The sequence below is a fragment of the Citricoccus muralis genome (genome assembly GCF_029637705.1).
Classification (GTDB): Bacteria; Actinomycetota; Actinomycetes; order Actinomycetales; family Micrococcaceae; genus CmP2.
In genome coordinates, this window is record NZ_CP121252.1 from 2,242,834 (window position 1) to 2,266,433 (window position 23,600).

General features: G+C 67.5%; 21 protein-coding genes. 5 read left to right on the top strand and 16 right to left on the bottom strand.

The genetic code is table 11. The annotated features are described in order from the left end of the window. Positions 1 to 5: 5 nt before the first annotated feature. Positions 6 to 1,625: an SLC13 family permease gene (locus P8192_RS10200; RefSeq protein ID WP_278156777.1), complete on the bottom strand. Its 1,620-nt coding sequence runs from the start codon at positions 1,623 to 1,625 to the stop codon at positions 6 to 8. Between the two features lie 161 nt (positions 1,626 to 1,786). Beyond that, on the bottom strand, positions 1,787 to 2,728 hold the full coding sequence (locus tag P8192_RS10205) for a hypothetical protein (protein ID WP_278156779.1): 942 nt from the start codon (positions 2,726 to 2,728) through the stop codon (positions 1,787 to 1,789). A 137-nt stretch (positions 2,729 to 2,865) separates the two neighbouring features. Here P8192_RS10205 and xseA point away from each other — a divergent pair, with 137 nt between their 5' ends. Beyond that, positions 2,866 to 4,128, top strand: a complete 1,263-nt coding sequence (gene xseA, locus P8192_RS10210) for an exodeoxyribonuclease VII large subunit (RefSeq protein ID WP_278156781.1) — start codon at positions 2,866 to 2,868, stop codon at positions 4,126 to 4,128. Then, the gene (locus P8192_RS10215) at positions 4,128 to 4,478 is read left to right on the top strand and encodes an exodeoxyribonuclease VII small subunit (RefSeq protein WP_278156783.1); all 351 of its coding nucleotides are present in this window, start codon (positions 4,128 to 4,130) and stop codon (positions 4,476 to 4,478) included. Before xseA ends, P8192_RS10215 begins: the two co-directional genes overlap by 1 nt. 409 nt (positions 4,479 to 4,887) lie before the next feature. On the opposite strand, the gene P8192_RS10220 is transcribed toward P8192_RS10215, so the two are convergent. From P8192_RS10220 to P8192_RS10255, 8 genes are all read right to left on the bottom strand, one after another. Beyond that, positions 4,888 to 5,709 (bottom strand): hypothetical protein, encoded by an 822-nt coding sequence (locus P8192_RS10220; RefSeq protein ID WP_278156785.1) that lies wholly within the window; start codon positions 5,707 to 5,709, stop codon positions 4,888 to 4,890. Beyond that, a complete protein-coding gene (locus P8192_RS10225) occupies positions 5,706 to 6,677 on the bottom strand; it encodes an ABC transporter ATP-binding protein (RefSeq protein ID WP_278156787.1) in 972 nt (323 codons plus the stop codon). The genes P8192_RS10220 and P8192_RS10225 overlap by 4 nt, the downstream gene beginning before the upstream one ends. A gap of 15 nt (positions 6,678 to 6,692) precedes the next feature. Then, a complete protein-coding gene (locus tag P8192_RS10230; protein WP_270104774.1) occupies positions 6,693 to 7,052 on the bottom strand; it encodes a GntR family transcriptional regulator in 360 nt (119 codons plus the stop codon). 291 nt (positions 7,053 to 7,343) lie between these two features. Beyond that, on the bottom strand, positions 7,344 to 7,910 hold the full coding sequence (locus P8192_RS10235) for a type 1 glutamine amidotransferase domain-containing protein (protein WP_278156790.1): 567 nt from the start codon (positions 7,908 to 7,910) through the stop codon (positions 7,344 to 7,346). Between the two features lie 93 nt (positions 7,911 to 8,003). Beyond that, entirely contained in the window at positions 8,004 to 8,927 is a 924-nt protein-coding gene (locus P8192_RS10240) for a PPK2 family polyphosphate kinase (protein ID WP_278156792.1), read from the bottom strand. After that, positions 8,917 to 10,143 (bottom strand): pyridoxal phosphate-dependent aminotransferase, encoded by a 1,227-nt coding sequence (locus P8192_RS10245; RefSeq protein ID WP_270104770.1) that lies wholly within the window; start codon positions 10,141 to 10,143, stop codon positions 8,917 to 8,919. The genes P8192_RS10240 and P8192_RS10245 overlap by 11 nt, the downstream gene beginning before the upstream one ends. A 70-nt stretch (positions 10,144 to 10,213) precedes the next feature. Beyond that, positions 10,214 to 11,284, bottom strand: a complete 1,071-nt coding sequence (locus P8192_RS10250; protein ID WP_278156795.1) for a hypothetical protein — start codon at positions 11,282 to 11,284, stop codon at positions 10,214 to 10,216. After that, positions 11,281 to 11,721 (bottom strand): NUDIX hydrolase, encoded by a 441-nt coding sequence (locus P8192_RS10255; RefSeq protein WP_270104768.1) that lies wholly within the window; start codon positions 11,719 to 11,721, stop codon positions 11,281 to 11,283. The genes P8192_RS10250 and P8192_RS10255 overlap by 4 nt, the downstream gene beginning before the upstream one ends. 64 nt (positions 11,722 to 11,785) lie before the next feature. Between P8192_RS10255 and P8192_RS10260 the strand changes: the two genes are divergently transcribed. Continuing rightward, the gene (locus P8192_RS10260; protein ID WP_278156798.1) at positions 11,786 to 13,636 is read left to right on the top strand and encodes a tetratricopeptide repeat protein; all 1,851 of its coding nucleotides are present in this window, start codon (positions 11,786 to 11,788) and stop codon (positions 13,634 to 13,636) included. Here P8192_RS10260 and P8192_RS10265 read toward each other — a convergent pair. The 3 genes from P8192_RS10265 to P8192_RS10275 form a co-directional block, all read right to left on the bottom strand. Beyond that, positions 13,633 to 14,895 (bottom strand): aminoglycoside phosphotransferase family protein, encoded by a 1,263-nt coding sequence (locus P8192_RS10265; protein ID WP_278156800.1) that lies wholly within the window; start codon positions 14,893 to 14,895, stop codon positions 13,633 to 13,635. The genes P8192_RS10260 and P8192_RS10265 overlap by 4 nt on opposite strands. Beyond that, positions 14,873 to 15,886 carry a hypothetical protein gene (locus P8192_RS10270; protein ID WP_278156802.1) on the bottom strand — a complete coding sequence of 338 codons (1,014 nt, stop codon included), beginning with the start codon at positions 15,884 to 15,886 and terminating at the stop codon, positions 14,873 to 14,875. The genes P8192_RS10265 and P8192_RS10270 overlap by 23 nt, the downstream gene beginning before the upstream one ends. A 95-nt stretch (positions 15,887 to 15,981) precedes the next feature. Continuing rightward, a complete protein-coding gene (locus P8192_RS10275) occupies positions 15,982 to 16,626 on the bottom strand; it encodes a GNAT family N-acetyltransferase (protein WP_278156804.1) in 645 nt (214 codons plus the stop codon). A 63-nt stretch (positions 16,627 to 16,689) separates the two neighbouring features. Between P8192_RS10275 and P8192_RS10280 the strand changes: the two genes are divergently transcribed. Both P8192_RS10280 and P8192_RS10285 read left to right on the top strand, forming a co-directional pair. After that, positions 16,690 to 17,313 carry a 5-formyltetrahydrofolate cyclo-ligase gene (locus P8192_RS10280; protein ID WP_278156805.1) on the top strand — a complete coding sequence of 208 codons (624 nt, stop codon included), beginning with the start codon at positions 16,690 to 16,692 and terminating at the stop codon, positions 17,311 to 17,313. Between the two features lie 23 nt (positions 17,314 to 17,336). Then, positions 17,337 to 17,612 carry an FmdB family zinc ribbon protein gene (locus P8192_RS10285; protein ID WP_278156808.1) on the top strand — a complete coding sequence of 92 codons (276 nt, stop codon included), beginning with the start codon at positions 17,337 to 17,339 and terminating at the stop codon, positions 17,610 to 17,612. An 11-nt stretch (positions 17,613 to 17,623) separates the two neighbouring features. Here P8192_RS10285 and P8192_RS10290 read toward each other — a convergent pair whose 3' ends face one another. The 3 genes from P8192_RS10290 to guaA form a co-directional block, all read right to left on the bottom strand. After that, entirely contained in the window at positions 17,624 to 17,848 is a 225-nt protein-coding gene (locus P8192_RS10290; RefSeq protein WP_278156810.1) for a hypothetical protein, read from the bottom strand. Continuing rightward, positions 17,848 to 21,834, bottom strand: a complete 3,987-nt coding sequence (locus P8192_RS10295) for a DUF4011 domain-containing protein (protein WP_278156812.1) — start codon at positions 21,832 to 21,834, stop codon at positions 17,848 to 17,850. Before P8192_RS10295 ends, P8192_RS10290 begins: the two co-directional genes overlap by 1 nt. Positions 21,835 to 21,995: 161 nt before the next feature. Continuing rightward, positions 21,996 to 23,600 (bottom strand): glutamine-hydrolyzing GMP synthase, encoded by a 1,605-nt coding sequence (guaA, locus tag P8192_RS10300; RefSeq protein ID WP_278156814.1) that lies wholly within the window; start codon positions 23,598 to 23,600, stop codon positions 21,996 to 21,998.

Genomic DNA, 23,600 nt, shown 5'->3' on the forward strand with positions numbered 1-23,600 from the left:
ACCGGCTAGAGTGACAGCCCGAACACCCACATCAGCAGGGTGAGGCTGGCCGCGGAAATCAGCACGGCGGCGAAGATGTTGATCAGCGCGCCGCCCTTCACCATCTGACCGATCGTCACATAGCCGGAACCGAAAGCGATCGCGTTCGGCGGCGTGGCCACCGGCAACATGAACGCGCAGGTGGCGGCCAGGGCCACCGGGGCGCACAGCATCAGCGGCTCGATGCCGGTGCCCATGGCCACACCGGAGGCCACCGGCAAGAACGTCGCCGCGGTGGCGGTGTTCGACGTCATTTCGGTGAGCAGCAGAATACCGACGGCGGCAATGACGACGAGCACCCAGGCGGCCACCTCGATGCCCTGCACCTGCACGCCCAGCCATTCCGAGAGCCCGGATGCCGAGAACTGCGCCGACAGGGCCAGCCCGCCACCGAACAGCAGCAGCACTCCCCAGGGCAGTTCCAGCGCGGTGTCCCAATCCAGCAGGCGCACCCCGCGGGACGCCCCGGCCGGGCAGAGGAACAGCACCAGCCCCACCAGCATGGCGATGCCGGCGTCGGAAATGAACGGATCCTCCAGGCCCAGCAGGTACTCGGACATCAGCGGCACCGTGATCCAGGCGACGGCGGCGGTGATGAAGATGATCAGCACCCGGATCTCCGCGGCCGACATGGGGCCCAGCTTCCGGTATTCGCCGCGGATCATCTCCGCGCCCCCGGGAATGTGGTCCATCTCGGGGCGGAACAGCATCTTGGTCAGCACGAACCAGGCGCCGACCATCAGCACAATCGAGATGGGCACGCCGACGAGCATCCACTGGCCGAAGCCGATGGTGAAGCCGTGCTCCTGCGACATGTGCGCGGCCAGCAGGGCGTTCGGCGGGGTGCCGATCAGCGTGCCCAGCGAACCGATCGACGCGGAGTAGGCGATCCCCAGCATCAGTGCGGTACCGAAATTCGACTTCTGCACCAGCTTCTTGGCCGCACTCTCGTCGTCGCCGTCAAGATGCTCCACCCCCTGCGCCGAGGCGCTCGGGTCCTCCTCGGTGGTGATCTTCTTGACCAGCAACAACACGGAAATACCGATCGGCAGCATCATCACGGCGGTGGCGGTGTTGGACACCCACATAGACAAGAAACCCGTGGCGATCATGAACCCGGCGATCAGCGCGGCCGGTTTCGATCCCATCAGCGAGAGCACGAGCAGCGCAATCCGGCGGTGCAGGTTCCACCGCTGCATGGCCAGGGCGAGCATGAATCCGCCCATGAACAGGAAGATGACGTTGTTGCCGTAGCTGGCGCCGATGGTGTCGACGCTGACGCCGCCGTCAGACTCCTCGGCCGGCACCAACACCGGAAAGATGATGAGCGGCAGTAGCGCGGTGGCCGGAATCGGCACGGCCTCGGTCATCCACCAGATCGCCATCAGCACCGCGGTGGCGGCGGTGAGCCGCGGCCAGACGCCGATGTCGCCGGGCATGATGAAGAACAGGAGGGCGGCGACGAACAGGCCCAAACTGATGCCCAGCACGCGACGTCGCCAGGTAGTGCGTTCCAGCGGTGGGGTCTTCGCGCCGGGCGAAAGCTCCCGCTCGTCCGTACTGGGGTGATATTCCTGGGGGCTCATCGGGGTTCCTCACGGTCGACGGCAACATGCCCCGTGATGGTCCACATCGACGGGGACGCCCCGAGTCTACCCACCCCGCGCGTGATATGGACCACATCGTCGTCGCCGCCGGCCGTCTTGAGGCTATCTTGAGGTTCAGGCAGCAGCCATTCAGGAGCAGGTCAGCGGCGGGTCATGGCGGTGACGGCGGCTGTGATCAGACCGATGAACACCGCCGCGGCCCCGCCGACCATCACCCACATGGTGTCGGGCAGCAGCACGGAACGAAAGCCGCCCACCAACGCCTCCACCATCGCCGATTCCGCGGTACCTTCCGCCGCGGTGGTGGCCTGGGTGAACTGCTCCTGCAGCCACCAGCGCGCCGCTGCTCCCCCGGCCAGCACGGCAGCGCCACCGAAGAGCCACACCAGCGACCGGCCACGATAGGGCGCGACCATCAGGGCCACGAGGAACAGCACGACGGCGGCACCGGCGGCCCACATCCAGTACCCCACGACCGATTCGACGAACGCCAGCTGCCGCGGCGACACATCCTCGGTGGCCGGGAACCCGGTGGTCACACTCAGATCGTCGGGCACCTCGGCCACCGCGTCGTCGATCATCGCACCGATCTGATCCCCGAAGGGCAGCCCGGAGACGGCGTCGCGCAGTGATGAGGTCAGCACCTCGGCGGAGAGCTGGGCGAGCGGGCCGATGTCCAGGTCCAGTTGGGCGGCGTCGTCGGGCACCTCACGACCGGCGTCGAGCTCGGTGCGGATGGCGCGCAGTTGCTCCACCCATCCGGTGCGCGTCTGCTCCAGGGACGCCGACCAGGCCTGATCAAAACCCTCGTCGGCGACAATGTTGCCGGCCAGCGATCCAGTCACCTGCGACACCATGTCGGCGGCGAATCCGGGGGCGACGTCCTCGAGCGCTTGACCAGCGGCAGAGCCCACCAGCTCCGGGGCAGCCTCGCGCAACGCCTGCCCCTCCGCCGAGCTACCGGCGATCTGCTGGAGCGGTTCCGGGGTGTGCAGCACGGCGTCGATGCGATAGCTGGCCACCGCCAACACCGCGAGCACCCCGCTGAGCACGGCCAACAACGCGGCAAGAACATGTCGCATGAGTCTCCTTCGACGTCGTGGGGGCTCAGGCGCGGCACGGTTCACCATCGAGAGCCGTTTCTACGATACGACGTCGGACTGAGACGATACTGTGGAAACGCAGTGCCCGCACGACCAGACCACGGAGAGGAGCACCGATGACCGAGCCAGTGCCCGGCATGGCCGGCGAAACGTCCGCCGAGAGCCCGTGGCCGCTGCGGTTGCTCTCCGAAAACCTGAAGGCCTACCTGGATCGCGCCCCGACCACCTGGATCGAGGGGCAGCTGATCGAGCACAAGGAGTCCCGGGGGCACTTGTGGTTAACCATGCGGGACCTGGATGAGGATTACTCGATGCCGGTGACGGTGTGGCGCTCCACCGCGGCGCGCCTGGGCCCGGGCATCGAGCAGGGCGCCCGGGTGGTGGCGGCGGTCAAGCCGAACTTCTACACCAAGACGGGGCGGCTGAACCTGATTGCCTCCGAGATGCGCCCGGTGGGTCTGGGCGACCTGTTGGCCCGAGTGGAGCGGTTGCGGCGTTCCCTCGACGCCGAGGGGCTGTTCTCTCCCGCACTGAAGAAGCCGCTGCCGTTGTTGCCTGAGCGCATCGGACTGATCACCGGGCGCGATTCCGACGCCATGAAGGACGTGCTGCGCAATACGCATCTGCGCTGGCCGGCCGCTGAATTTGAGCTGCGCCCGGTGGCGGTGCAGGGTCCGACGGCGGCCCGCGAGGTGATGGCCGCGCTGGCCGAGCTGGATGCTGATCCGCGCGTCGACGTCATCGTGATCGCCCGAGGCGGCGGCGCACTGGAAGAGGTGGTGCTGCCGTTCAGCGATGAAGCACTCGTGCGTGCGGTGGCGGCCGCGCAGACCCCGGTGGTGTCGGCCATTGGTCACGAGGCGGACCGCCCGGTGCTCGACGACGTCGCCGATGTGCGCGCATCCACCCCGACCGATGCGGCCAAGCGCATCGTCCCCGACGCCGGCGAGGAACGCGCCCGCATCAACGACGCCCGGCTGCGGCTGGCTTCGGCGGTGGAGCGGCGCGTGCGGCAGGAAGCTGAGCACCTGCAGCAGGTACGTTCCCGGCCCGTGTTGGCCGCCCCGGAGACCATGATCACCCTGCGTCACGAGGACCTGGTGCGTCTGCGTGATCGTGCCCGTCTCACCTTCACCGGTGCCCTGCGCCGCGAACACGACGTCGTCACCCAACTGCGCGCCCGGGTGCGCTCGCTGTCACCCCAGCACACTCTGGACCGCGGCTATGCGGTGGTGCAACACGACGCGGCGGTGGTGCGCGACGCCGCCGTCGTCAGCCTCGGCGATGAGCTCGACATTCTGCTGGCCGCCGGTCGACTCTCCGCCACCGTGTCGGGTAGCGCCTCGGGCACGACTCCCACCGAACCGAAAGGATCCTGATGACCTCCGCGAATTCTGATGCCCACCCCGAGCCCGGTCCCGGAGCTGGCCCTGCCGAGGCGGCGGTCGAAGGGTTCTCCTCCGCTGACGTCTCCGATGTGGTGACCCTGAGTTATGAGCAGGCACGCGCCGAACTCGTCGAAACGGTGGCCCGGCTGGAGGCCGGTGGCGCCGGGCTCGAGGAGTCGCTGGCCCTCTGGGAGCGCGGAGAAGCGCTAGCCCAGCGGTGTGAAGCGTGGCTCGACGGTGCCCGGCGCCGACTCGACGAAGTGCGTGCTCAGGCCGGCGGCGAGGTTCCGGTGGCCGAGGGCGGATCACCCGAGGCAGCGGACGGAAACAACGCCGGCTGATCAGACCCGTGGCGCGACTGATCGGACCCTGAACGCGGTTGGGTGGGCCGGTTCGGTTTCCACCACCCGTTGTCGACGCAGGTACGGCCATCGTATTGCCACCATTGAACATGATGCGCCTCGCACCACGCCGCGGATTCGTGGCCGCGGATTGCAGGGCACACAGTGCCTCGTGCCCGGCCTCGAAGGTTGAGATATGAGTGGCGTCCTGCAGGAATTCCGTGGTGTCCCGGTAGCCGATCTTCCCTGCGGCGGGCACGCCAAGCAGCTCGGACCGGTCCCGCGGTGAGTGGAAGGCATCCACGGTGAAGCCATCCAGCCGGGCCTGCACCCCGGCAGCCACCCCGCCCCGGAATACTCCGGTGACGGGGTGATGCGTAGAGTGGCAGCGTTCAACTGCACGGTGGGTTCAGATCGTCGCCTTGCGGATCAGCGCGTAGTTGAGCACGGCGAGCAGCACGACGCCGAGCCCGAACCACGCCGCCAAGGTCAGCGTGGTCTGATCAAGGAACCAGAGCCACACGGACATCCATCCCTCCTGCAGGGTCACGACGGCCACCCACGCCAGCAGCACGAGGACGACACCGATCATCACGATCCAGAGGTTCACCAGGGAGACCCGGCGGTACAGGATCGCCCAGAAGAACCCGAAGAGCATAAAGAACAGGCACAGCACAGCACCCAAGACGCTCACGCCAAGGATTCCAGCACTGTCGGTGAACACAGGAGCGTCGAACACGTACACGTGCCGCCCCAGCCCGTCGGTCAGCCGCTCGATCACCGCACCCAGCGCCACGAAGGCGCCGAAGCCGACCGAGACCAACCCGAAGGCGAGGAATGCGCCCAGCACGTAGACCCGACGCGAATAGCTCAGCGCCATCGAGAAGGGGAAGGTGTGCGACGCGGCGTACGCCGCCATGAAGGCCAAACACCAGATGGTGGCTTGGGCCGCACCCGGTGCGATCAGCGGATCCTCGATCGGGTTGCGGTCGTCGATCTGGGCATCAATCATCAGCAAGATGCCGACGCCGATCGCCCACGAGAGCCCCATCACCATCAGCGGCACCCAGATCAGCGTGGAGGGTACCGCGAACTGCAGCCGGAACGCGGCGGGAACCCGGGCAAAGCTCGAGCGCTGTTCGGGTCGTTGGCCCGGAGCACTCGCGGCCACGACCGTGTGGTCGGTGTGGTCGGTGCGGGAATGGTTGTTGTTGGTCACGGTGGCATTCATCGCCGGTCCTCCAGAGTCAGGTCGTCGGACAGCGCAGCATCCATGGAAACCCCTGCGCCCACGGGCTCCGTGCGGTCGGCCCGCCGGGTGAGGTGCACGATCAGTTGCTGCAACGAGACCGGTACCAGGTCGAGGTCCAGTTTCCGCACCAGCTGGCGCTCCTGCTCGCTCAGGGCTCCCAGCACGGTCATGCGCACCATGCGGCCCAGTTCCTCTTGGTGTAGCACTTCGCGGTTTCCCACTACCTGGGCGACGGCGTCGGCTCGCCCCACCACGGTGACAGCGCGGTCGCGCAGTTCCTCGGCGGATTCGTCCACCAGGATGGCGCCGTCGTCGATCACCACGACATTCTCAATCAGGTGGGCAATCTCGTCGATCAGGTGCGAGGAGATCACGATAGTGCGCGGGTGGGCGCTGTAATCCTCGAGCAGCCGGTCGTAGAACAGCTGGCGAGCCACGGCGTCCAGACCCATATAGGGCTCGTCGAAGAACGTGATCGGCGCCCGGGAGGCAATGCCAATAATGACGCCGACGGCGGATTTCTGCCCGCGCGACATCTTCTTGATCCGGGTTTTCATGGGCACCCGGAAATCAGCGATCAGCCGCTGTGCCAGCTCCTCATTCCAGAGCGGGAACGCTTCGGATGCCGCACGGAAGGCGTGCCGAGCCAGGGCGTCCTCGGGGTAGCGCTGCTCCTCGCGGACGAAGCAGATACTCGGCATCACCTGCTCGTTTTCGTAGGGGCTCTGCCCGAAAATGCGGACCTCCCCCTCGGTGGGCCAGTCCTGAGCGGTCAGCAGCGACATCAGGGTGGTTTTGCCGGCGCCGTTGCGCCCTAGCAGTCCGTGGATCTGGTCACGCGCCAGGCTCAGCGAGACGCTGTTCACGGCGACGGTGTCCTTGAAGCGCCGGGTGACATGACGCGCTTCGATGGAGACGGCGTCGCCCGGGCTGTCGTGGATCGACATGGTGTTCTCCTCGGTTCAGGACCGGTCGCGTTCGCGGATCATGGTGATCACCGCGTCGTCGTCCAGCCCGATGGCCCGCGCCTCGCTCAGCAGCGGGTTGAGGTAGTGGTCCGCGAATCGGGTGCGGCGCTCCTGACGCACGATCTCGCGTGCGCCGGAGGCCACGAACATGCCCAAGCCACGACGCTTGACCAGGATCCCCCGGTCGACCAGGAGGTTGACCCCTTTGGCGGCGGTGGCGGGATTGATGCGGTGAAAAGCAGCGAGTTCATTGGTCGACGGCGCGCGCTCGTCTTCGGCCAGCGATCCATCGAGCACGGAAGACTCGATCTGCTCGGCGATCTGCACGAAGAGAGGACGTCCATCGTCCATCACCCACCACCTTTCACGTGCCTGTCAGCATCGTACGCGAGGTCACTACCTCTGTGGTTCATTACTCTACTAATGAACCATGGAACCGGGTCATCCGTCAAGCACGACTACGAAATCCCCAGCAACTCGAAGTACCTGAGTCTTACCGATCGCGTGAACTCATGACCAAGCACAGAATATGGCGCTCTATGGTTCCGTGATCCTCTTCGGCGGATAACGGACGTTAAGATGAACGGCGCCTGCACTCTGTGGTGGAGTGCAGGCGCCGTCATCGTGGGACGTGTGGGGCTAGGGTCAGGTGGTCTGGTCCTGGTGCTTGCCCTCGGCGGCTTCCTCGACGAGCTTGTCGTTGAAGGCATCCAGATCGTCGGGGGTGCGGGAAGTGGTGAGTCCGGCGTCGACGACGACTTCCTGGTCCACCCAGTCCGCGCCCGCGTTCTTCAGGTCCAGCGAAACGTTCGCCACCGAGGTCAGCGTGCGGCCCTCCGCGACTCCGGCATTGATCAGAATCCAGGGCGCGTGGCAGATCGCGGCCACCGGCTTGTGCTGGGAGAAGAATCCGCGCACGAAGCCCAGTGCGTCCTCATCCACGCGCAGAGTGTCAGCATTCAGGGTGCCGCCGGGCAGCACCAGCGAGTCGAAGTCCTCGGCGCGCGCCTCGGAGACGTGCAGGTCCACGGTGAAGGTGTCGCCGTGGTCCCAATCGCCGATCATGCCGGTGAGAGTGTCGCGCTGCGGGGAGACCAACACGGGGGTGCCACCCGCCTCCTTCACAGCTTCCCAGGGCGAGGTGAGCTCAATCTGCTCGACGCCGTTGGTGGCGAGAAAGGCGATGCGGTGTCCGGTCAGTTCTGCGGTCATGACTACCTCCTGGGGTGGTGCGGCTAGGTCATTGCGTGGTGCTATCCACGGTGCTCAGTCAAACACTGACTACCCGGGGTCAACAAGCCCCGCTCAACGGGTGGCTTCGAGACGGGTACGCTCTAAGTCGACGTCGAAATTCGCTTGCGGCCATTCCAGGTTCTTCGCACCCAATCGTTCGAGGAGCAGCTGCTGGACGGCGAGGCGGGCGTACCACTTCCGGTCGGCAGGAATCACGAACCAAGGAGCCTCGGGCTTGTCGGTCTCCTGCAGGGCGATCTGGTAGGCCTCACGGTAGGCGTCCCACTTCTCGCGGGCGTCGACGTCGTCGGAGGTGAATTTCCAGTGCTTCCGCGGGTTGTCCAGCCGGGCCAAGAGGCGATGGTACTGCTCGTCCTTGCCCAGGTGCAGCAGCACCTTGATCACGTCGGTACCGTTGCCGGCCAGGTCCTTTTCGAACTGGCGGATGGAACCATAGCGTCGCTGCAATCGGGAGGGTGGGATGAGCTCTTCGACGCGGTGCACTAAGACATCTTCGTAGTGGGAGCGGTCGAACACCGCGACCTCCCCGTGGCGCGGGGTGTGTTTGCGAATCCGCCAGAGGAAGTCGTGCTGCAGCTCCTCGGCGGTCGGTTTCTTGAACCCGACCTGGTGGACGCCCTGCGGGTCCATGGCGCCGATGACGTGGCGCATCACGCCACCCTTGCCGGAGGTGTCCATCCCCTGGATGACCAGCAGCACCGAGGTGCGCAGGCCGGCACCGACGGCGTTGGCGAAGAGCAGTTCCTGCAGCTCGGAGAGCCGTGCGGAGTCCTCGGCCAGGCGACGCTGACCGTGCTTTTTCTTGCCCTCGAACCCGGGGGTGGCGCGGGTGTCCAGACCGGCGAGGTCGCGCAGCGCCCCAGCGTCGTCGAACGCGTACGAACGCAGGGCGGCGTGGAAGGGACCGAGTCCAGCGACCTCGGCAATGTCTTTGGGGGTGCCCTCGGTGGTCTCGGGGCGCGGCTCAGCGCTCACGGTATTCCTCCAGGAAGTCGGCGATCCGCCCGATACCCTCCTCTAGGTCGTCCACCGACGGCAGAGTCACCAGACGGAAGTGGTCGGTGTTCGGGTAGTTGAACGCTCCGCCGTGGGAGACCAGGATCTTTTCCTGACGCAGCAGCTCGATGACGAACTTCTCGTCGTCGTCGATGGGGTAGATCTCCGGGTCCAGCTTCGGGAACAGATAGAGCGCGCCGTGGGCGGGCTGCACAGAGACCCCGGGAATGTCGGAAAGCAGCTTTTGGGCCAGGTTGCGCTGTTCGAGCAGACGGCCACCGGGCAGGAGCAGGTCGTTGATGGACTGGTAGCCGCCCAGCGCAGTCTGGATGGCGTGCTGGGCGGGAACGTTGGCGCACATGCGCATGTTGGCCAGCAGGGTGAGCCCCTCCAAGAAGTCCTCGGCGCGGTGCTTCGGCCCGGACACGGCCACCCAGCCGGAACGGTACCCGGCCACCCGGTACGCCTTGGAGAGTCCGGAGAAGGTGAGGGTGAAGACGTCGTCGGAGAGGCCGGCGAGGTTGATGTGGCGGGCGCCGTCGTAGGTGATCTTTTCGTAGATTTCGTCGGCCATCAGCACCAGATTGTTGCGCCGGGCCAGGTCGGTGATCTCCATCAGGGTCTGCCGGGAGTACACCGCACCGGTGGGGTTGTTGGGGTTGATCACGACAATGCCCTTGGTGCGCTCGGTGATCAGCGACTCCAGGTGCTCAATGTCCGGGGCCCAGCCTTCTTCCTCCACGCACCGGTAGTGCACGGCCCTGCCGCCGGCCAGGGTGGTGGCACCGGTCCACAGCGGGTAATCCGGTGAAGGAATCAGCACCTCGTCGCCGTCGTCCAACAGCGCGGTGAGCACCATGGAGATCATCTCGGAGACACCGTTGCCGATGTAGACGTCGTCGACCGTGATGTCGCGGATGCCACGGGACTCGTAGTACTGGGAGACGGCGGTGCGAGCCGAGTAGATGCCGCGGGAGTCGGAGTACCCCTGGGCGTGCGGCAGGTTCGAGTACATGTCCTTCAGGATCGCCTCGGGGGCTTCGAATCCGAAGGGTGCCGGGTTGCCGATGTTGAGCTTCATGATGCGGTGGCCGGCCGCCTCCAGGCGCTGCGCCTCCTCCAGAATCGGACCGCGCACGTCATAGCGGACGTTGAGCAGCTTGGAAGATTGCGTGAAGTGCTTGCCTGGTTTCATGGTTTCTCGCTTTGGACGTGGGTGGCGGTGATGCGCGCGGCATCGTGTTGATTCTGTCAAACGCGGACGGCTAGAACCAGCCATCGGGTGCGTCAATGAGCTGCTGGTCGAACAACCAATAGCGGGCGGTGGTGGAAGCGTCGAGGTCCAAGGCGGCAGAGTCGGCGTGCTGGTGAATGCGGGTGAGCTCGGTGAGCTGTTCGCCGTCGAGTCGGGAGGCCAGCGTGGAGACGGCGTTGGGGACCGGCTCACCGATCGCCTCGGTGGCGGTATTGAGGGCGTCGGCATCGCCAAGAAGGAGGAACCGGCCTTCGGGCAGCAGCTGCTCGGAATCCTGCAGGGTAGCGAATCCAAGGTCAGCAATGCGCGGGTCGGCCCCATAGAGCAGCCCGGCGGCGTCGGGGGTCGTGAGCAGGTGCTCGACGGTGGCGGCGGTGGGATCAGTGGTGGAGCTGGGAGCGGCCTCGCCGTCGGAGGGGGCGTCGACCGTGCAGCCCAGGTCCTCCAGGTTCTCGACGACGAGGCCGGCCAGTGCAGGGGCCACGGCGCCCACATTCCAGTCGAGTTCGGGACAGATGTTGTTGGCGGTGACTTCCGAGCGTTCGGGTTCCCCGGAATCGGTGAGCCCGTCAAGCACACCCTGGCCGGCGGAGCCACGCTGCTCCGGGTTCAGATCGGACACGGATTCGAGTCCGTAGAAGCTCGCGGTGGCGACGCTGGTCACCAGGTTCAGCCGCAGGGTCCCCGGGGTTTCGGCAAGCACCTCCTGTCTGGAATCCTCCAGGTAGGTCTCAACGTCCGTGGACACGGAAAACTCGTCATCCGTGGAGCCGCTGGAGTCGGTGTGCTCGGCCGCGGCCAGGGCAAGCGAATTCACGACGGCGATGTCGGTGCCGGACTGCGAGCGCCAGGGCTCAGCCACCGTGTTGACGGTCACAGTGGCACCCTGATCGCGCAGATACTCGGCCAGGGCGTGCCCCACCGCCTGATCCAGGGCGGCCGGGGCGGCGGCGATGTACAGGGTAGGTGCCGGCTCGGCCGAGGGTTCGGGCTCGGGTTCGCCGGCGCATCCGGCGAGCAGCAGCGTACTGAGTCCGGCCAGGACCAGCAGTCGGGCCGGTGCGGGAACCGTCGCACTCATTCGCTGGGCACCGTCCGGTTCTCGAGCTGGGCCAGGGCGTAGCTAACGAACGTGGAGTGCCGGTGCTGACCCAGCTCTGACAGCGGGAACCAGGCGGCGTCGATGGAGGATCCGTCCGTTTCCGGCCGCAGGTCCCCGGAAACCACCGTGGCGGTGTAGAGAGTGCGGTGCATCATCAGGGCGCGGCCCTCGGCGCTCAGCCGTTGCTCGGCCGGAATGGTGTAGGTGGACACGCTGAGCAGGGAGTCGAGCCGCACCTGGTAGCCGGTTTCTTCAGAAACTTCGCGCCGACAGGCTTCCTCGGGCTGTTCGCCGAATTCGATGCCACCCCCGGGTAGCGTCCACACCTTCTCGACCGGTCCATCCCAGAGACTGAGCAGGATCGCGTCGTCGCGCACGATCAGGGCATAGGCTCCGGGACGCCAGTCGAAGGTCATGGGCACAGTCTAGTAGCTCTCGGGTTCGATCCCGGCTGTGACGACGCACTAGACTGGGATGACCATGACCGAGCCACAGAACCGCACCGGCGCGCCCGACGATTCCGCCGCCGGAGAGGTGTCCACCCGCCTGAACGGCTTACTGCGTAGCATCGATGAGGCCCCGCTGTGGAGTCAGGAGACGGCGGATACCGCGCCGGGCTGGCTGGATCTGGCCCATGAGGCCGCTTATGCCGACGATCAGCCCCGGGCCCGGCGCGCCGTGCAATCCGGGCTCAAGGCCCCGGGCAGCGAGCGCCCCGAACACCGCCTGGCCCTGTACCGCACCCTGGCTACCGTGCTGGCCGCCTCCGGCGAGAACCCGGAGGATGCGGTCCGCGCCCGTGCGGCCGTGCTGCGCGAAGTGGGCCAGCCGCATCAGGCGGAACTGGAAGTGCAGCTCGGGGCCATGTTGCTGCGCGAACCGGAGTCGTTCGATGCCTCCGTGTTGGCCGGGGTGGTGGAGCAGGAGCGCGACGTCGACCCCCGTGACACCGTGTTGGTGGATGCCTTGGTCGCCCTCTCGGTGGCCCGCGTCGAAGAACAGCGGGCCGAAGAAGCCGTCGACCTGTTACGCGAAGCCTTGCGCGCCCTGGATGCCCGGGTCGCCGCCCACGCCGTGGTGTCCTCGGGTCAGCGCATTTCGGTCACCATGTTCTTGGCCCACGTACTGCTGATGCATCAGGACGGCGACGCCGCGGCCGCCACCGCCACCGAGCTGCTGGAGTCGGGCTGCAACCGTGCGGTGCGGGCCGCGATGTGGATGGTGCGCGCCGTGGTGGCCCAGCAGTCAGGCTCCTGGGACGACGCCGCCGAATATGCGCTGCGCTCCTGCGAGCTCTACGCCCGGTTGGGCGTGCGCCCCGGGGCTGCCTCCGCTGCCGGACTATTGGCTACCGTGAGTCAGACCGCCGGGCAGAACCACCAAGCCGTGCTGGCCTGGCGGCTGGCCATGCAGCAAGCGGAGCAGGGCGAGATCTCGGAGTCCATTGCGCTCGGTCTGGCTCTGGGGCACCAGCTGCTGGAGGTGGAGGATTTCCGCGAGGCCGAAGAGGTGCTCACGGGTCTGGTGCGCCGTGCCGAAATTATGGACGATTCGATCGCCCTGGGCCGGGCGCTGGTGGATTTGGGGCACGCCCTGCGGCACCAGGACCGCGCGCAGGAGACCCTTGAGCACTGGGACCGCGCCGCCGACCTCTTCACCGAACTGGACTTCCTGGAGGAGGCCGCCCGCGTGCAGCTGGCCACCGGGGCGCTGCTCTCCCGCGAACAGCGCCAAGACGAAGCCGTGGTCCGGCTGACCCGGGCCGTGGAAATCGCCCGCCGGCTGGAGCGTTCCGAGGCCGGGGTACTCCCCCAGGCCCTGCACGCCCTGGGCCATGTGCTTTCCGAACGCGGCGACACCGACGGCGTGCGACTGCTGGACGAAGCTATTGAACTCGCGAAATCCGCCTCCGCCGACTGGCATCACGCCGACTACACCGATACCCGGGCCCGGGCGCTCTGGGCGCTGCACGACGGCCCGGCGGCGGTCTCCACCGCGCTGACCGCGGCTGATCTGTACGCTGCCTCCAATGATCGCACCGCCGCCCAGCAGGCGGAGCTCTTCGCCGCCCACGTGCTGCTGGAACAGAGCAAAGCCTACGAAGCCGCCTCGCTGTTCCGGTTGCTGGCCGACGATGGCTCGACCGCGGCCTCGGTACGCATGGCGGCGTGGCTGGGCCTGGCCCAAGCGCTGGAACTCACCGAGGATGAGCCGGGTGCCGCCGAAGCCAAGCAGCGCGCCGAAGAGATTGCCGCAGAGCTGACTGATGACGATGCCGAAAACCCCGACCCTACCGACGGCGCAGGCGACTCCGATGCACCGCAGCCCTAGTGCGGTGGAGCGACCAGAGATTCGATGATCTGCAGGCGTTGCAGGGCCAGTTCGCGGGCGTGATGCCGGGCGGCTTCGGCGCGCGGAGTACCCCTCAGCACCGGGTCCGGCGGCAGCAGGGTGCACACCACCGCGGCGGTGCGCAGCGCCAGGTCGTGCGGTGACACCGCGTCCGACCCGGCCGCCGGTCCGGTGATCGAGGCGGACAGCCGCTCCCGCAGCTCCCGCAGCTCCGTGGTCGCGTTCCGGTAGCGGGGATCCACGGTGGGGAGCACAGACAGGTGCGCCAGCAGGCAGGCGGCGTCGTCGATTCGGTGCCCGGGGCCCACCCCGTCTACGTCGAGCAACCCGGTGAGCGCTCCCCCGTCGAACAGTAAGTGCGCCTCGTAGAGATCCCCGTGCACGGGCACCAACGGGCCCGGATCCTGCCGTTGCAGCCCGGAGTGAATCTTTTCCAGCACGGTGTCCCAGCGGCGTTGCTGATCGGTCAGTAGCGGGTGGGTGCGCGGGGCGAGATCGCTCAGGCGTGCGGCCCAGCCTGGGCGGGTCGGCAGGTCCAGCACCGTGGCGGGCAGCCGATCCAACACGCCGAGAATCTGCTGCGCGTCGTCCTCACGGGTACGGTGGTGCACCAGGCGCGAGGCCAGCGAGCGGCCGGCCAGACCCCCCAGGGCCACCATCCCGAGTTCGGGTGCGGCGAGTACCGGGGCCACGGGCACGTCCGCCTCACTGAGTAGCCGGTGGCGCAACACGGTGGCTGCTGCGACGTCGTCGGGCAACACCTTCAGGTAGATACTGCGCGCCGGGGTCTGGGCGGTAGCACCCACATCCGCACGCAGGACCGCTCGACGCAGCGGCCGGTAGCTGATCATCCGTAACGCCAACAGGGGCTCAAACAGGGGTTCAGCACCGATCAGGCGGCGCAGATGTTCCGGGTCGACGGCACGGGCGAGTCCGGGCAACCGGGGATCATGCGGATGCATCCAGAGCGACCAGCGGATTCCGTGCAGCATGTCCGTGCCGGCCACGGTGCCCGCGGGCAGCTCCGCGGTGGTGAGCCCCACGTGCCGTTCCGTCTCGCCGGACCCACCGGTGCGCACATGGGCTTCGATGAGCAGGGTGGTGGCGGAGCCGGTGCGATCGACCTCGCGCAGGCTCCATCGGTTCAGGGTGTGGCCGAGGCGTCCGAGCAGACGTCCCAGTACCGTGTCGAGATCCCCGGGGTGGAGGCCGGGATCAGATGGCTCGACGGCGTTCAAGCACCTTGTCCAAATCGAGGCGGCGGTGGGCGCGCGCGGCCAACTGTGCCTGGTATTCGGCAGAGACGCCGTCCTTGAGCTGCACGTTCGGGGACACCACCGGCTCGGCTTCGGGCTCGATCGGCTCCGGCTCCGGACGCGTCACCTCGGCGGCATCGAGGTACATGGGACGCGGCACTCGGGCCACGGCCGGACGTTCGTCTTCCGCCGTGCCCTCGAGTAAGCCCTCGGAGTCGGTCTCTGCCGTCGCGACTGGCCGCGCGGTAGCCTCCGCGGCCTGCATCGCTACCGCAGTGTCGGCATCGCGCTCTGCAGATTCGGGGGCAACGGTCTCCGGCTGATGGTCGAAGACGGGGGCATCACGGTGCGTGACGACTTTCTCAGCAGTCCCCGCAGGCGCCGTCCGGACGTGCACGGGCTGACTCGGGTTGGCGGCCTCGGCGAAAGCGTCTTCCACGCGCTGGGCACGACGACGGCGCTGATCGCGCAGGGCGAGTCCGCGCAGGGTGGCCAGCGACCCCACGACCACCAGCAGAGAGATCCCGGCCACGGTCACGGTGGCGGCACCAAAGGCGGACGCGATTCCGGTCACCAGGAAGGTACCCAGGGCGAGCACCGCCACGAGGAAGACGGCGGTGCGACCCCAGCGCACAGTCATTCTCGGAGTCGGGCCTTCGGCGTGCCCTTCCGTCGATGCGGAACGGTGCGGGGTGCTCGGTGCCATGGTGTTCCTCCGGATGCTGCCTGGGGTGGACGTGCTCGGCCGGGACCGAGTCTCAGCGCGGCGTTCCATGCGAGACGCCCACTGGCGACGTCGTCGTACCACCCGGTCGCGCAGACTCGGTGCGATCTGCAGTTCCTGTCGGGAGACCAACAGCATCCAGGTCAGCACAGCCACCAGCACCAGCATGGCGGTGGGGACGCGGACGTCCGGAAGCGCGCCGAGCGCCGAAGCGAGCGACTCTTCCAGTTCCTGAATACGATGGTCCACGTCTCAACGGTACTCACTGCGAATCACACCGTTGTGATTCATCCGGGTGTGTCGCTGAGTTTGGCCCAGAATCAGGCCAAGAATCGGCGAGCGGATCATCTGCGCAGCTGGGCCAGTAGCCCGCCCGGTGGCACGTCCTCCAGGGTGAGGGCGTACGTATCGTGATCTTCCCAGGCGCCGTTGATGTGCAGGTAGTTCCGGCGCACCCCTTCGTGACGGAAGCCGAGCTTGTCCACCACCCGGTGGCTGGGCCCGTTGCGGGGCACAATGTTGATCTCCACCCGGTGGAGCCTGGCCCGGCTGAACAGGTAGTCCACCACCATGGCCACGGCACGCGGCATCAGTCCGCGCCCGGCCACGTCTCGGTCGATCCAGTAGCCAATGCTGGCCGATTGTGCGGCCCCGCGCATGACATGGGAGACCACCAGTTGGCCGATGATCCGCGGCCGGGCACCCACCGGGGCGTCGTCGTCGCGCAGACACAACAACCATGGATACCCGCCCCCGGCGGCGGCGTCGCGATTCAGGGTGCGCACCATCTCCCGGAATGACCGCGGGGCGCGGGAGGGGTCCGGGGTGGTGGCGTCCCAGGGGGTGAGCCATGCTGCATTGCGCTGGCGCACCGCGTCCCATTCGTCCCGGTCACGGGCGCGAAAGGGACGCAGCACCAGCTCACCGTGCTCGAGCGTGACCGGCCACGCCCCGGAGAGATGGTCGAACGGTCCGGCGTCTCGACTCATATACTCGAGCATAGTCACCCCCACCGGCACCGTTGAAACAGACGCATCGCTTGAGAGGTCACCATGACGGACGCAGAGAAAACCGGGTTCCGCCAAGAGTATCGACGACGACGCCGCGAGCTGCCCGCGCTCGAGCGTGCCGCGCAGTCGGCCGCGCTGACTGACGGCGCGCTCACGTTGTTGGCCGAGCGGAAGCAGCAGGCGGAGAACACGGGGCAGCCCTGGCACGGCCGGGTGGCCTCGGTGATGAGCTACGGCGCGGAACCCGATACCGGTCAGTTGCACGCGCGCCTGGCAGCCGAGGGGGTTGAGGTGTATGTTCCGGTGAGTCTGCCGCAGCGACAGCTGGGCTGGGTGCGTTGGTTCCCATCGGTGGCGATGGAACGTTCCGCGGTGGCACCGATCGATGAGCCGGTGGGCGAGCGGTTCGGGGTGGAGCTGATGAGCCGGGTCGACGTCGTGTTCGTGCCCGCGCAGGCGGTAGACCCCGCGGGGTACCGGATGGGTCAGGGCGGCGGCTACTACGACCGGTTTTTGGCGCAGCTGTCGGAGCCGACACCGCTCACGGTGGCGGTGGTGTACACCCATGAACTGGTGGAGCGAGTGCCGCGGGACGAGATGGACCGTCCCACGGACGCGGTGCTCACCCCGGAAGGACTACACTGGAGTGTCCGAACGGAGCACTGAGGAGATCTCGAGGAGCCATCGCCGTGCCAACCTACGCTTACGCCTGCAAAGACTGCGGTCACACCTTCGACGCCGTGCAGTCCTTCACCGACGACGCGCTGACCGTCTGCCCCGAATGCCAGGGTACGCTGCGCAAAAAGTTCGGTGCTGTGGGGGTCAGCTTCAAGGGTTCCGGCTTCTACCGCACCGATTCCCGATCGTCGTCGTCCAGCTCCGTGAGCAACTCGTCGAGCTCTACCGGTTCATCGAGTTCTTCCAGCACCTCCAGTTCAACGAAGGCCGCCACCAGCACGTCGTGATTCCCCGGGGCTTAGCCCCAGTGCGGGGGTCGCTGCTCGAGTAACCAGCGATCCCGCTCGCTCAGCGCACCCAAGGTCTGCATGGGACGCTCGGCTGGTTTGCGCGGCGGAGCCGCGTCCGTCGCCTCCGGGTCCAGACGCGGCTCTGCATGGTCGGCCTCGGCAGGCCCGGTGCCGGGAGCATCCACACGGCGCGACCGGCGCGGGCGCGGATGCTCCCCCGATTCTCGGTTCATCAGCGCGTGGCTTCCCCGTCGTCGGCGGGGAGGCCCAACAGCCCGGCGATCTCCTCGGTCACACCCAGCGGGTTCGAGAACACGTCGATCGTCCAGAGTGGCTGGTGTCGCCAGCCCAGCCGTTCCAAGGCGGCCGGCCGCAACCGGGACCGCTCGCGTACGCTCATCGCCCGGCCCCGCTCGGAGCCATCCGACGACAGCGCCACCGGGGCGGCATAGTCCTCAGATTCGGCCCCGTCCCACTGCGGCAGTCGGCGCGGGTTCCAGGCGGCCAGGTCGATCATCCCGGCGCCGTCCACCTCGGCGGTGGCCCCGCGCTGGTCGAGCAGCTGAGCGATGTCGTGAATCAACGGATCCGATGCGGAAGCATCAGTACCAGCACCGGACTCGGTGCGCGTGGGCTCATCGGCGTCGCGCAGGAACATCTCCAACACCTCGCGCAGGTGATAAGAGGCGCCCTGCAGCCGCTTCGGGTCCAGGTCAGCGGGGTGAATGCAGGTCAGAATCCGCAGGCTGGACCGGGCCCGGGTCAGCGCGGTGGCGTAGTACTGGTGGCTGTGTTGCTCGGACAGCGGACCGAAGTGGTGCACCACCGATTCCTGCGCCCCGCGACCGTAGCCCAGAGTGAAGATGATGGCGTCGCGGACCAGCCCGTGGGCGCGCTCCATCGGCGCCACCACGAAAGGCTCGCCGCCGTTGCCGGAGTCAGCCGCAAAGTACGGCATGGCCCACTTATTGTCGGGCAGGTTCATCCGGATCGCCTCGGCCACCCGTCGAGCGTGGGTGGCGGTCGCGGTGATCACCGCGAGCGAGGTGGTCGGGTGGTTCTTCAGGTGCTCAAACACCAGGTCCACGGTGCGGTTGACCTCTGCGGTGGTGGATTCCATACCGTCATCGCGCCAGGAGACCGCCCCCTGGGGCACGTGCTCGACGACGACGGCGGGCTCCCCCAGCCCGGTGAATTCCTCGGCGGACGGCAGGCGGTCGAGCTCGCCGTAGAGTTGGCGGCCCAACAGCCGGGTGAGCCGCTGGGAGACCCCGCGATGCTGGTAGCGCAACGGCACCTGGGGCAGCACCCGTGACAGGGCGGCGTGCGTGGACTCGGCATCCGTCGGGGTGCGCCGGGTGGAGGCTGAATCGACCGCCACCTGAAAGGGCTGCGGGCGTCCGGAGACGGCGTCGCCGAAGGCCACGGTCTGGGTGGCGCGGGCGATCGGCCCCAGCGCGGAAGCGACCGCCAGTGTTTCGGCGTCAAGCAGCAGCACCGTGTCGAAGCGCAGGTCGGCGGGCATTTCGGCCAGGGCCAGCGGGGAGGTGGTCCAGATCGGCACCAGCGGCTGCAGCACGGCGGCGTCGATCTCGGCCAGCTCCGAGATCTCCGGCGCCCCGCCCTTGAGCAGGTTCCGCAGCGCATCGGCCGCTTCCGGGTGAGAACCGGTAGCCGCCTCGAACCGGGTGGCCAGCAGGTGCCGCAATCGTGACGGGCCAGCGGCGAGGTGGGCGGCGTCGGCGAGCCGGAATTCGGCGTCGATGCGGCGCAGTTCGGCACCGTCCATCATCGCCAGGTGGTCGTCCCCAGAAATCATGGCTTCCAGGGCGGACTGCCACCAGGAGACGTCGAGTTCGGCGCGCACCTGGGCTGCGGGGATCTCGCGGTCCTGGAAATCGGCGAGCAGTTCGGCCAGGCCCTGTTCGCGCAGCTGATCCAGCACCAACGTGCGCTCGGGCAGGGTCTGTAGCGTGTCCTGATCGGCCACCAGCCGGTCCAGCAGCACGGCCAGCTCGCTGATCGGCAGGTTCTCCAGCCGCTGCGTGTCGGCTTCGGGGGTGGCCAATACTTGCTGGAGCCGTTCCAGGTTCTCGGCGAGAGCGCGGCCCTCCTCGGCCAGGGATTCCAGTCCGGAGGGGATCACCGGGTGGCGCTGGGAGGTGGCCCACTGCCGCCACACGGTCAACTGCGACTGCACCTTGACCAGGGCGGTGTGCAGGTCGTCCACGTGCATACCGGGGCGCACGTACTCCTTCGCCACACGACGCAGCCGGGAGCGGGTCATCGCCGACATCTCCACCCCGTGTTCGCGGCGCCAGGAACTCGACGCGGTGGCGGCGATCAGGTCGGTGACGGGCCGGTCGAAAATATCCGGGGTGAAGTGGTCCAGGGAACCGCGCACGTGCTGGAGCAACTCGATCTGTTCCGACCAGGAGGTCACGGTGTCGCCGGTGCGCAGCTGCGACTGGGCGGCTGCCTGTTGGATCTTCACCCGCACCACGGGCAGCGCTTTGGCCACCTGTTCGGCCAGGGTGTACGCCTCTTCGGCCTCCTGGACGTTGCGCAACCGCGCCCCGTACCAGGGCGACTCGACCGCCTGGCGGGAGAAGGCACCCAGCTCGGCGGCTCGGTGGAGCTGCTCGGCGACGGCCTCGCGGTTCACGGTGGCATCCAGCACCGAGCGTTTCAGCCGCACCGTGGTGGCCGGGGCCGGGTCTAGGGCGGTGAGCTGGGCCAGTTCGCGCATCGCTTCGAAGGGCGAGCAGTTCCAGCGGGTGCGCACCTGGTGCAGGCTGGCACTGTGGTCAGCCAAGCGGTGGCGGCGCTCCTGCACGGTGGCCTGCACGCGCTTCACAGCCGGCTCGGTGGCCCGCTCGCCGCGCAGGAGGGCGTGGATGAGCTGCTCGCGCAGGTGTGCCGGGGTGGTGGACGAGGAGACGTTGAGCGCCAGGCTGGCGAGGTCGAGACGTTCCAGGCGACGGCGCACGTCATCCAGGGTGGCGGTGCGTTCGGCCACGATGAGCACCCGCTGGCCCTCGGCTGCCAGCCCGGCGGCAGCGGCGACGGCGGTCTGGGTTTCGCCGGTGCCGGGAGGGGCGGAGACCACGAGGGAACGCCCGGCCAGAATATGGTCCACCGCCGTCTGTTGCGAGGGATCCAGGTCGAGCACGAGCAGTTCCTCGGCCGGGTCGCGCTCGTCGATCGGAGTCAGGGCGGCGTCGTCGAGCTCGGTGACGTCGACGTCGGCTTCGGCACCGTCGCGGTACAGGGCGTTGATGACCGGGTGGTCGGTGGAGATCAGCTGCGAGGTGGCCGAGGCGGAGTCGGTGAGGTCGGCGAAGGTGGAGAGCACGAGGCGGTGTTCCACCACGAGCCCGCGGATTGACGAGTTGTGGGCACGCAGCAGCTCCAGGGCCGGCTGCGGCTCGAACTTCGCGGTGACGTAGGCCGCACGCTCAAAATCTGCCGGGTCCAGGGTGATGCCGTAGGTGGTGGCAAAGAAGCGCACCAAGGCCGGGTTCAGCCGGGCGCGTTCGGTGATCTGGACTTCGTAGTCGTCACGTCCGGAACGCTGGGTGAGGCTGATCCGGGCCAGCATCACCGGCGCCGACATCTGCACGGAATGCCCGTTTTCGGAGACCCGCCAGGTGGCCAGGCCCGCTGCAGCGTAGCCGACGTCGATGCCGCGATCGGCGGAGAGCTCTTCCATTTTGGCGCTGATCTGCCGGGCGGCAACGTAGGCCTGGTCCAGACCGCTCTGATCCCGCAGCAGCGTGGAGAGCCGGGTGCGGCGCCCGGTGACGAACTGGGTGAGCCCGGAGGGGTGGGCATGGGTGACGTCGATGCTATTGTTCGCCGTCGGGCCGAAGCGCAGCATGGTGTCGGAACTGGTGGAGGTGCGCAGCCCGGTGAGCCACTCATCGAAGCTGAACCGGGGCTCGTTCGGTTGCGGCGCGCTGAGTTCTTCCTCAGCGGGGGGCTCAGGTTCGGAATCCACCTCGGACTCAGCTTCCGCCTCGGCAGACTCGGCCGTGTCGGATTCAGCGGCGGCGTTGGCTTCGAGGTCTTCGGGCAACGGGGCGCCAGCGGTAACTTCTCCACCGGTGTCCGGCTCGGCGCTGGTGGCGTCCGTGACGTCCGTCTGGGCTGCCGCGGGGGCGTCCTCGACCGGTTCGGTGGAGTCTGCCTGGGGGGTGCGGTCGTCCGAGTGGCTCACAGTCGTCCTTCCTCTGCCATTCGCCGCCTCCGGAGGGTCACCGGTTCGGCGTGCACACAGTTGTGCTCACAGAATAGTGTGACCCACCGTGCCCCGAAAACCCGGTGACGACATGAGGATTCGGCCGGTTCGGTGTGAATTCACAGTCCGAACCGCCCGAATCACTCCCACTCGATGGTGCCCGGAGGCTTCGAGGTCACGTCCAGCACGACGCGGTTGATGCCGTCCACCTCGTTGGTGATGCGGTTCGAGATGCGGCTGAGCACGTCGTAGGGCACCTTGGCCCAGTCGGCGGTCATCGCGTCTTCCGAGGTCACTGGGCGCAACACGACCGGGTGGCCGTAGGTGCGACCGTCGCCCTGGACGCCCACGGAACGGACATCTGCGAGCAGGACCACGGGGCACTGCCAAATCTCACGGTCCAGCCCGGCAACGGTGAGCTCTTCGCGCACAATGGCATCGGCTTCACGTAGCAGGTCCAGGCGTTCCTTGGTGACCTCGCCGATGATGCGGATGCCCAGTCCCGGTCCGGGGAAGGGTTGGCGCATCACGATCTCGTCGGGCAGTCCCAGCTCCGAGCCGACAGCCCGGACTTCGTCCTTGAACAAGGCGCGCAGCGGTTCGCAGAGTTCAAATTCGATGTCGTCGGGCAGTCCGCCCACGTTGTGGTGGGACTTGATGTTGGCGGTGCCCTCTCCCCCACCGGATTCGACGACATCTGGGTACAGAGTCCCCTGCACCAGGAACTTCACGTCGGTGGCGTTCGGGTCGTTCTGCGAGGCCAACACAATATCGGCCTGGGCCTGCTCGAAGGTGCGGATGAACTTTTCGCCGATGATCTTGCGCTTGGTTTCCGGGTCGGTGACGCCGGCCAGGGCGTCCAGGAACACGTCCTCGGCGTCGACCATCACAAGTTTGGCCCCGCCCGTTGCTTTGCCAAAAGCCTTCTCGATCTCGTCGGATTCGTTCTGACGCATCAGCCCGTGGTTGACGTACACGCAGGTGAGCTGGTCACCGATGGCACGCTGCACCAAAGCCGCGGCAACCGCCGAATCGACGCCGCCGGAGAGACCGCAGATGGCCCGGTGCTCACCGATCTGTTCGCGGATCAGAGCGACCTGCTCGTCGATGACGTTGGTGGTGGTCCAGGTCGGGGTGAGTCCTGCGCCCTGGTACAGGAAGTTCTCCAGCACCTGCTGGCCGCGGTCGGAGTGGCCCACTTCGGGGTGCCACTGCACGCCGAAAATTCGCCGGTCCGTATCTTCGAACGCGGCGACGGGGGCGCCAGCAGTGCTGGCGGTGACGGCAAAGCCCTCCGGCGCCTCGGTGACGGCGTCGCCGTGGGACATCCACACCACCTGATCGGCGTCCTGCCCGGCGAAGAGCGTGCACTCCCCTGAGATCTCCTGCAAGCGGGTGGAGCCGTATTCGCGGGCTCCAGTCTTGGCCACGGTGCCGTCCAGTGCCGCCGCGATGGATTGGAAGCCGTAGCACAGGCCCAGCACGGGCACCCCGGCCTCGAGCAGGGCCGGGTCCAGGCGTGGGGCGCCGTCTTCGTACACCGAGGAGGGTCCGCCGGAGAGGATGAGCGCGGCCGGGCGCCGGGAGAGAATCTCTTCAGCGGACAGCGTGTGCGGCACCACTTCGGAGTAGATGCGGGCGTCTCGCACACGGCGGGCGATCAGCTGCGCGTACTGGGCGCCGAAGTCGACCACCAACACGGTGGGGAAATCGGCGGAGATCTGAGGATTATCTGCGGCGGTCAT

Bases quoted from the DNA above. Each gene is read 5' to 3' on its own strand.
- P8192_RS10200 (WP_278156777.1), bottom strand. From the start codon at position 1,625: ATGAGCCCCCAGGAATATCACCCCAGTACGGACGAGCGGGAGCTTTCG.
- P8192_RS10205 (WP_278156779.1), bottom strand. From the start codon at position 2,728: ATGCGACATGTTCTTGCCGCGTTGTTGGCCGTGCTCAGCGGGGTGCTC.
- xseA (WP_278156781.1), top strand. From the start codon at position 2,866: ATGACCGAGCCAGTGCCCGGCATGGCCGGCGAAACGTCCGCCGAGAGC.
- P8192_RS10215 (WP_278156783.1), top strand. From the start codon at position 4,128: ATGACCTCCGCGAATTCTGATGCCCACCCCGAGCCCGGTCCCGGAGCT.
- P8192_RS10220 (WP_278156785.1), bottom strand. From the start codon at position 5,709: ATGAATGCCACCGTGACCAACAACAACCATTCCCGCACCGACCACACC.
- P8192_RS10225 (WP_278156787.1), bottom strand. From the start codon at position 6,677: ATGTCGATCCACGACAGCCCGGGCGACGCCGTCTCCATCGAAGCGCGT.
- P8192_RS10235 (WP_278156790.1), bottom strand. From the start codon at position 7,910: ATGACCGCAGAACTGACCGGACACCGCATCGCCTTTCTCGCCACCAAC.
- P8192_RS10245 (WP_270104770.1), bottom strand. From the start codon at position 10,143: ATGAAACCAGGCAAGCACTTCACGCAATCTTCCAAGCTGCTCAACGTC.
- P8192_RS10250 (WP_278156795.1), bottom strand. From the start codon at position 11,284: ATGAGTGCGACGGTTCCCGCACCGGCCCGACTGCTGGTCCTGGCCGGA.
- P8192_RS10255 (WP_270104768.1), bottom strand. From the start codon at position 11,721: ATGACCTTCGACTGGCGTCCCGGAGCCTATGCCCTGATCGTGCGCGAC.
- P8192_RS10260 (WP_278156798.1), top strand. From the start codon at position 11,786: ATGACCGAGCCACAGAACCGCACCGGCGCGCCCGACGATTCCGCCGCC.
- P8192_RS10275 (WP_278156804.1), bottom strand. From the start codon at position 16,626: ATGAGTCGAGACGCCGGACCGTTCGACCATCTCTCCGGGGCGTGGCCG.
- P8192_RS10280 (WP_278156805.1), top strand. From the start codon at position 16,690: ATGACGGACGCAGAGAAAACCGGGTTCCGCCAAGAGTATCGACGACGA.
- P8192_RS10290 (WP_278156810.1), bottom strand. From the start codon at position 17,848: ATGAACCGAGAATCGGGGGAGCATCCGCGCCCGCGCCGGTCGCGCCGT.
- guaA (WP_278156814.1), bottom strand. From the start codon at position 23,600: ATGACCGCCGCAGATAATCCTCAGATCTCCGCCGATTTCCCCACCGTG.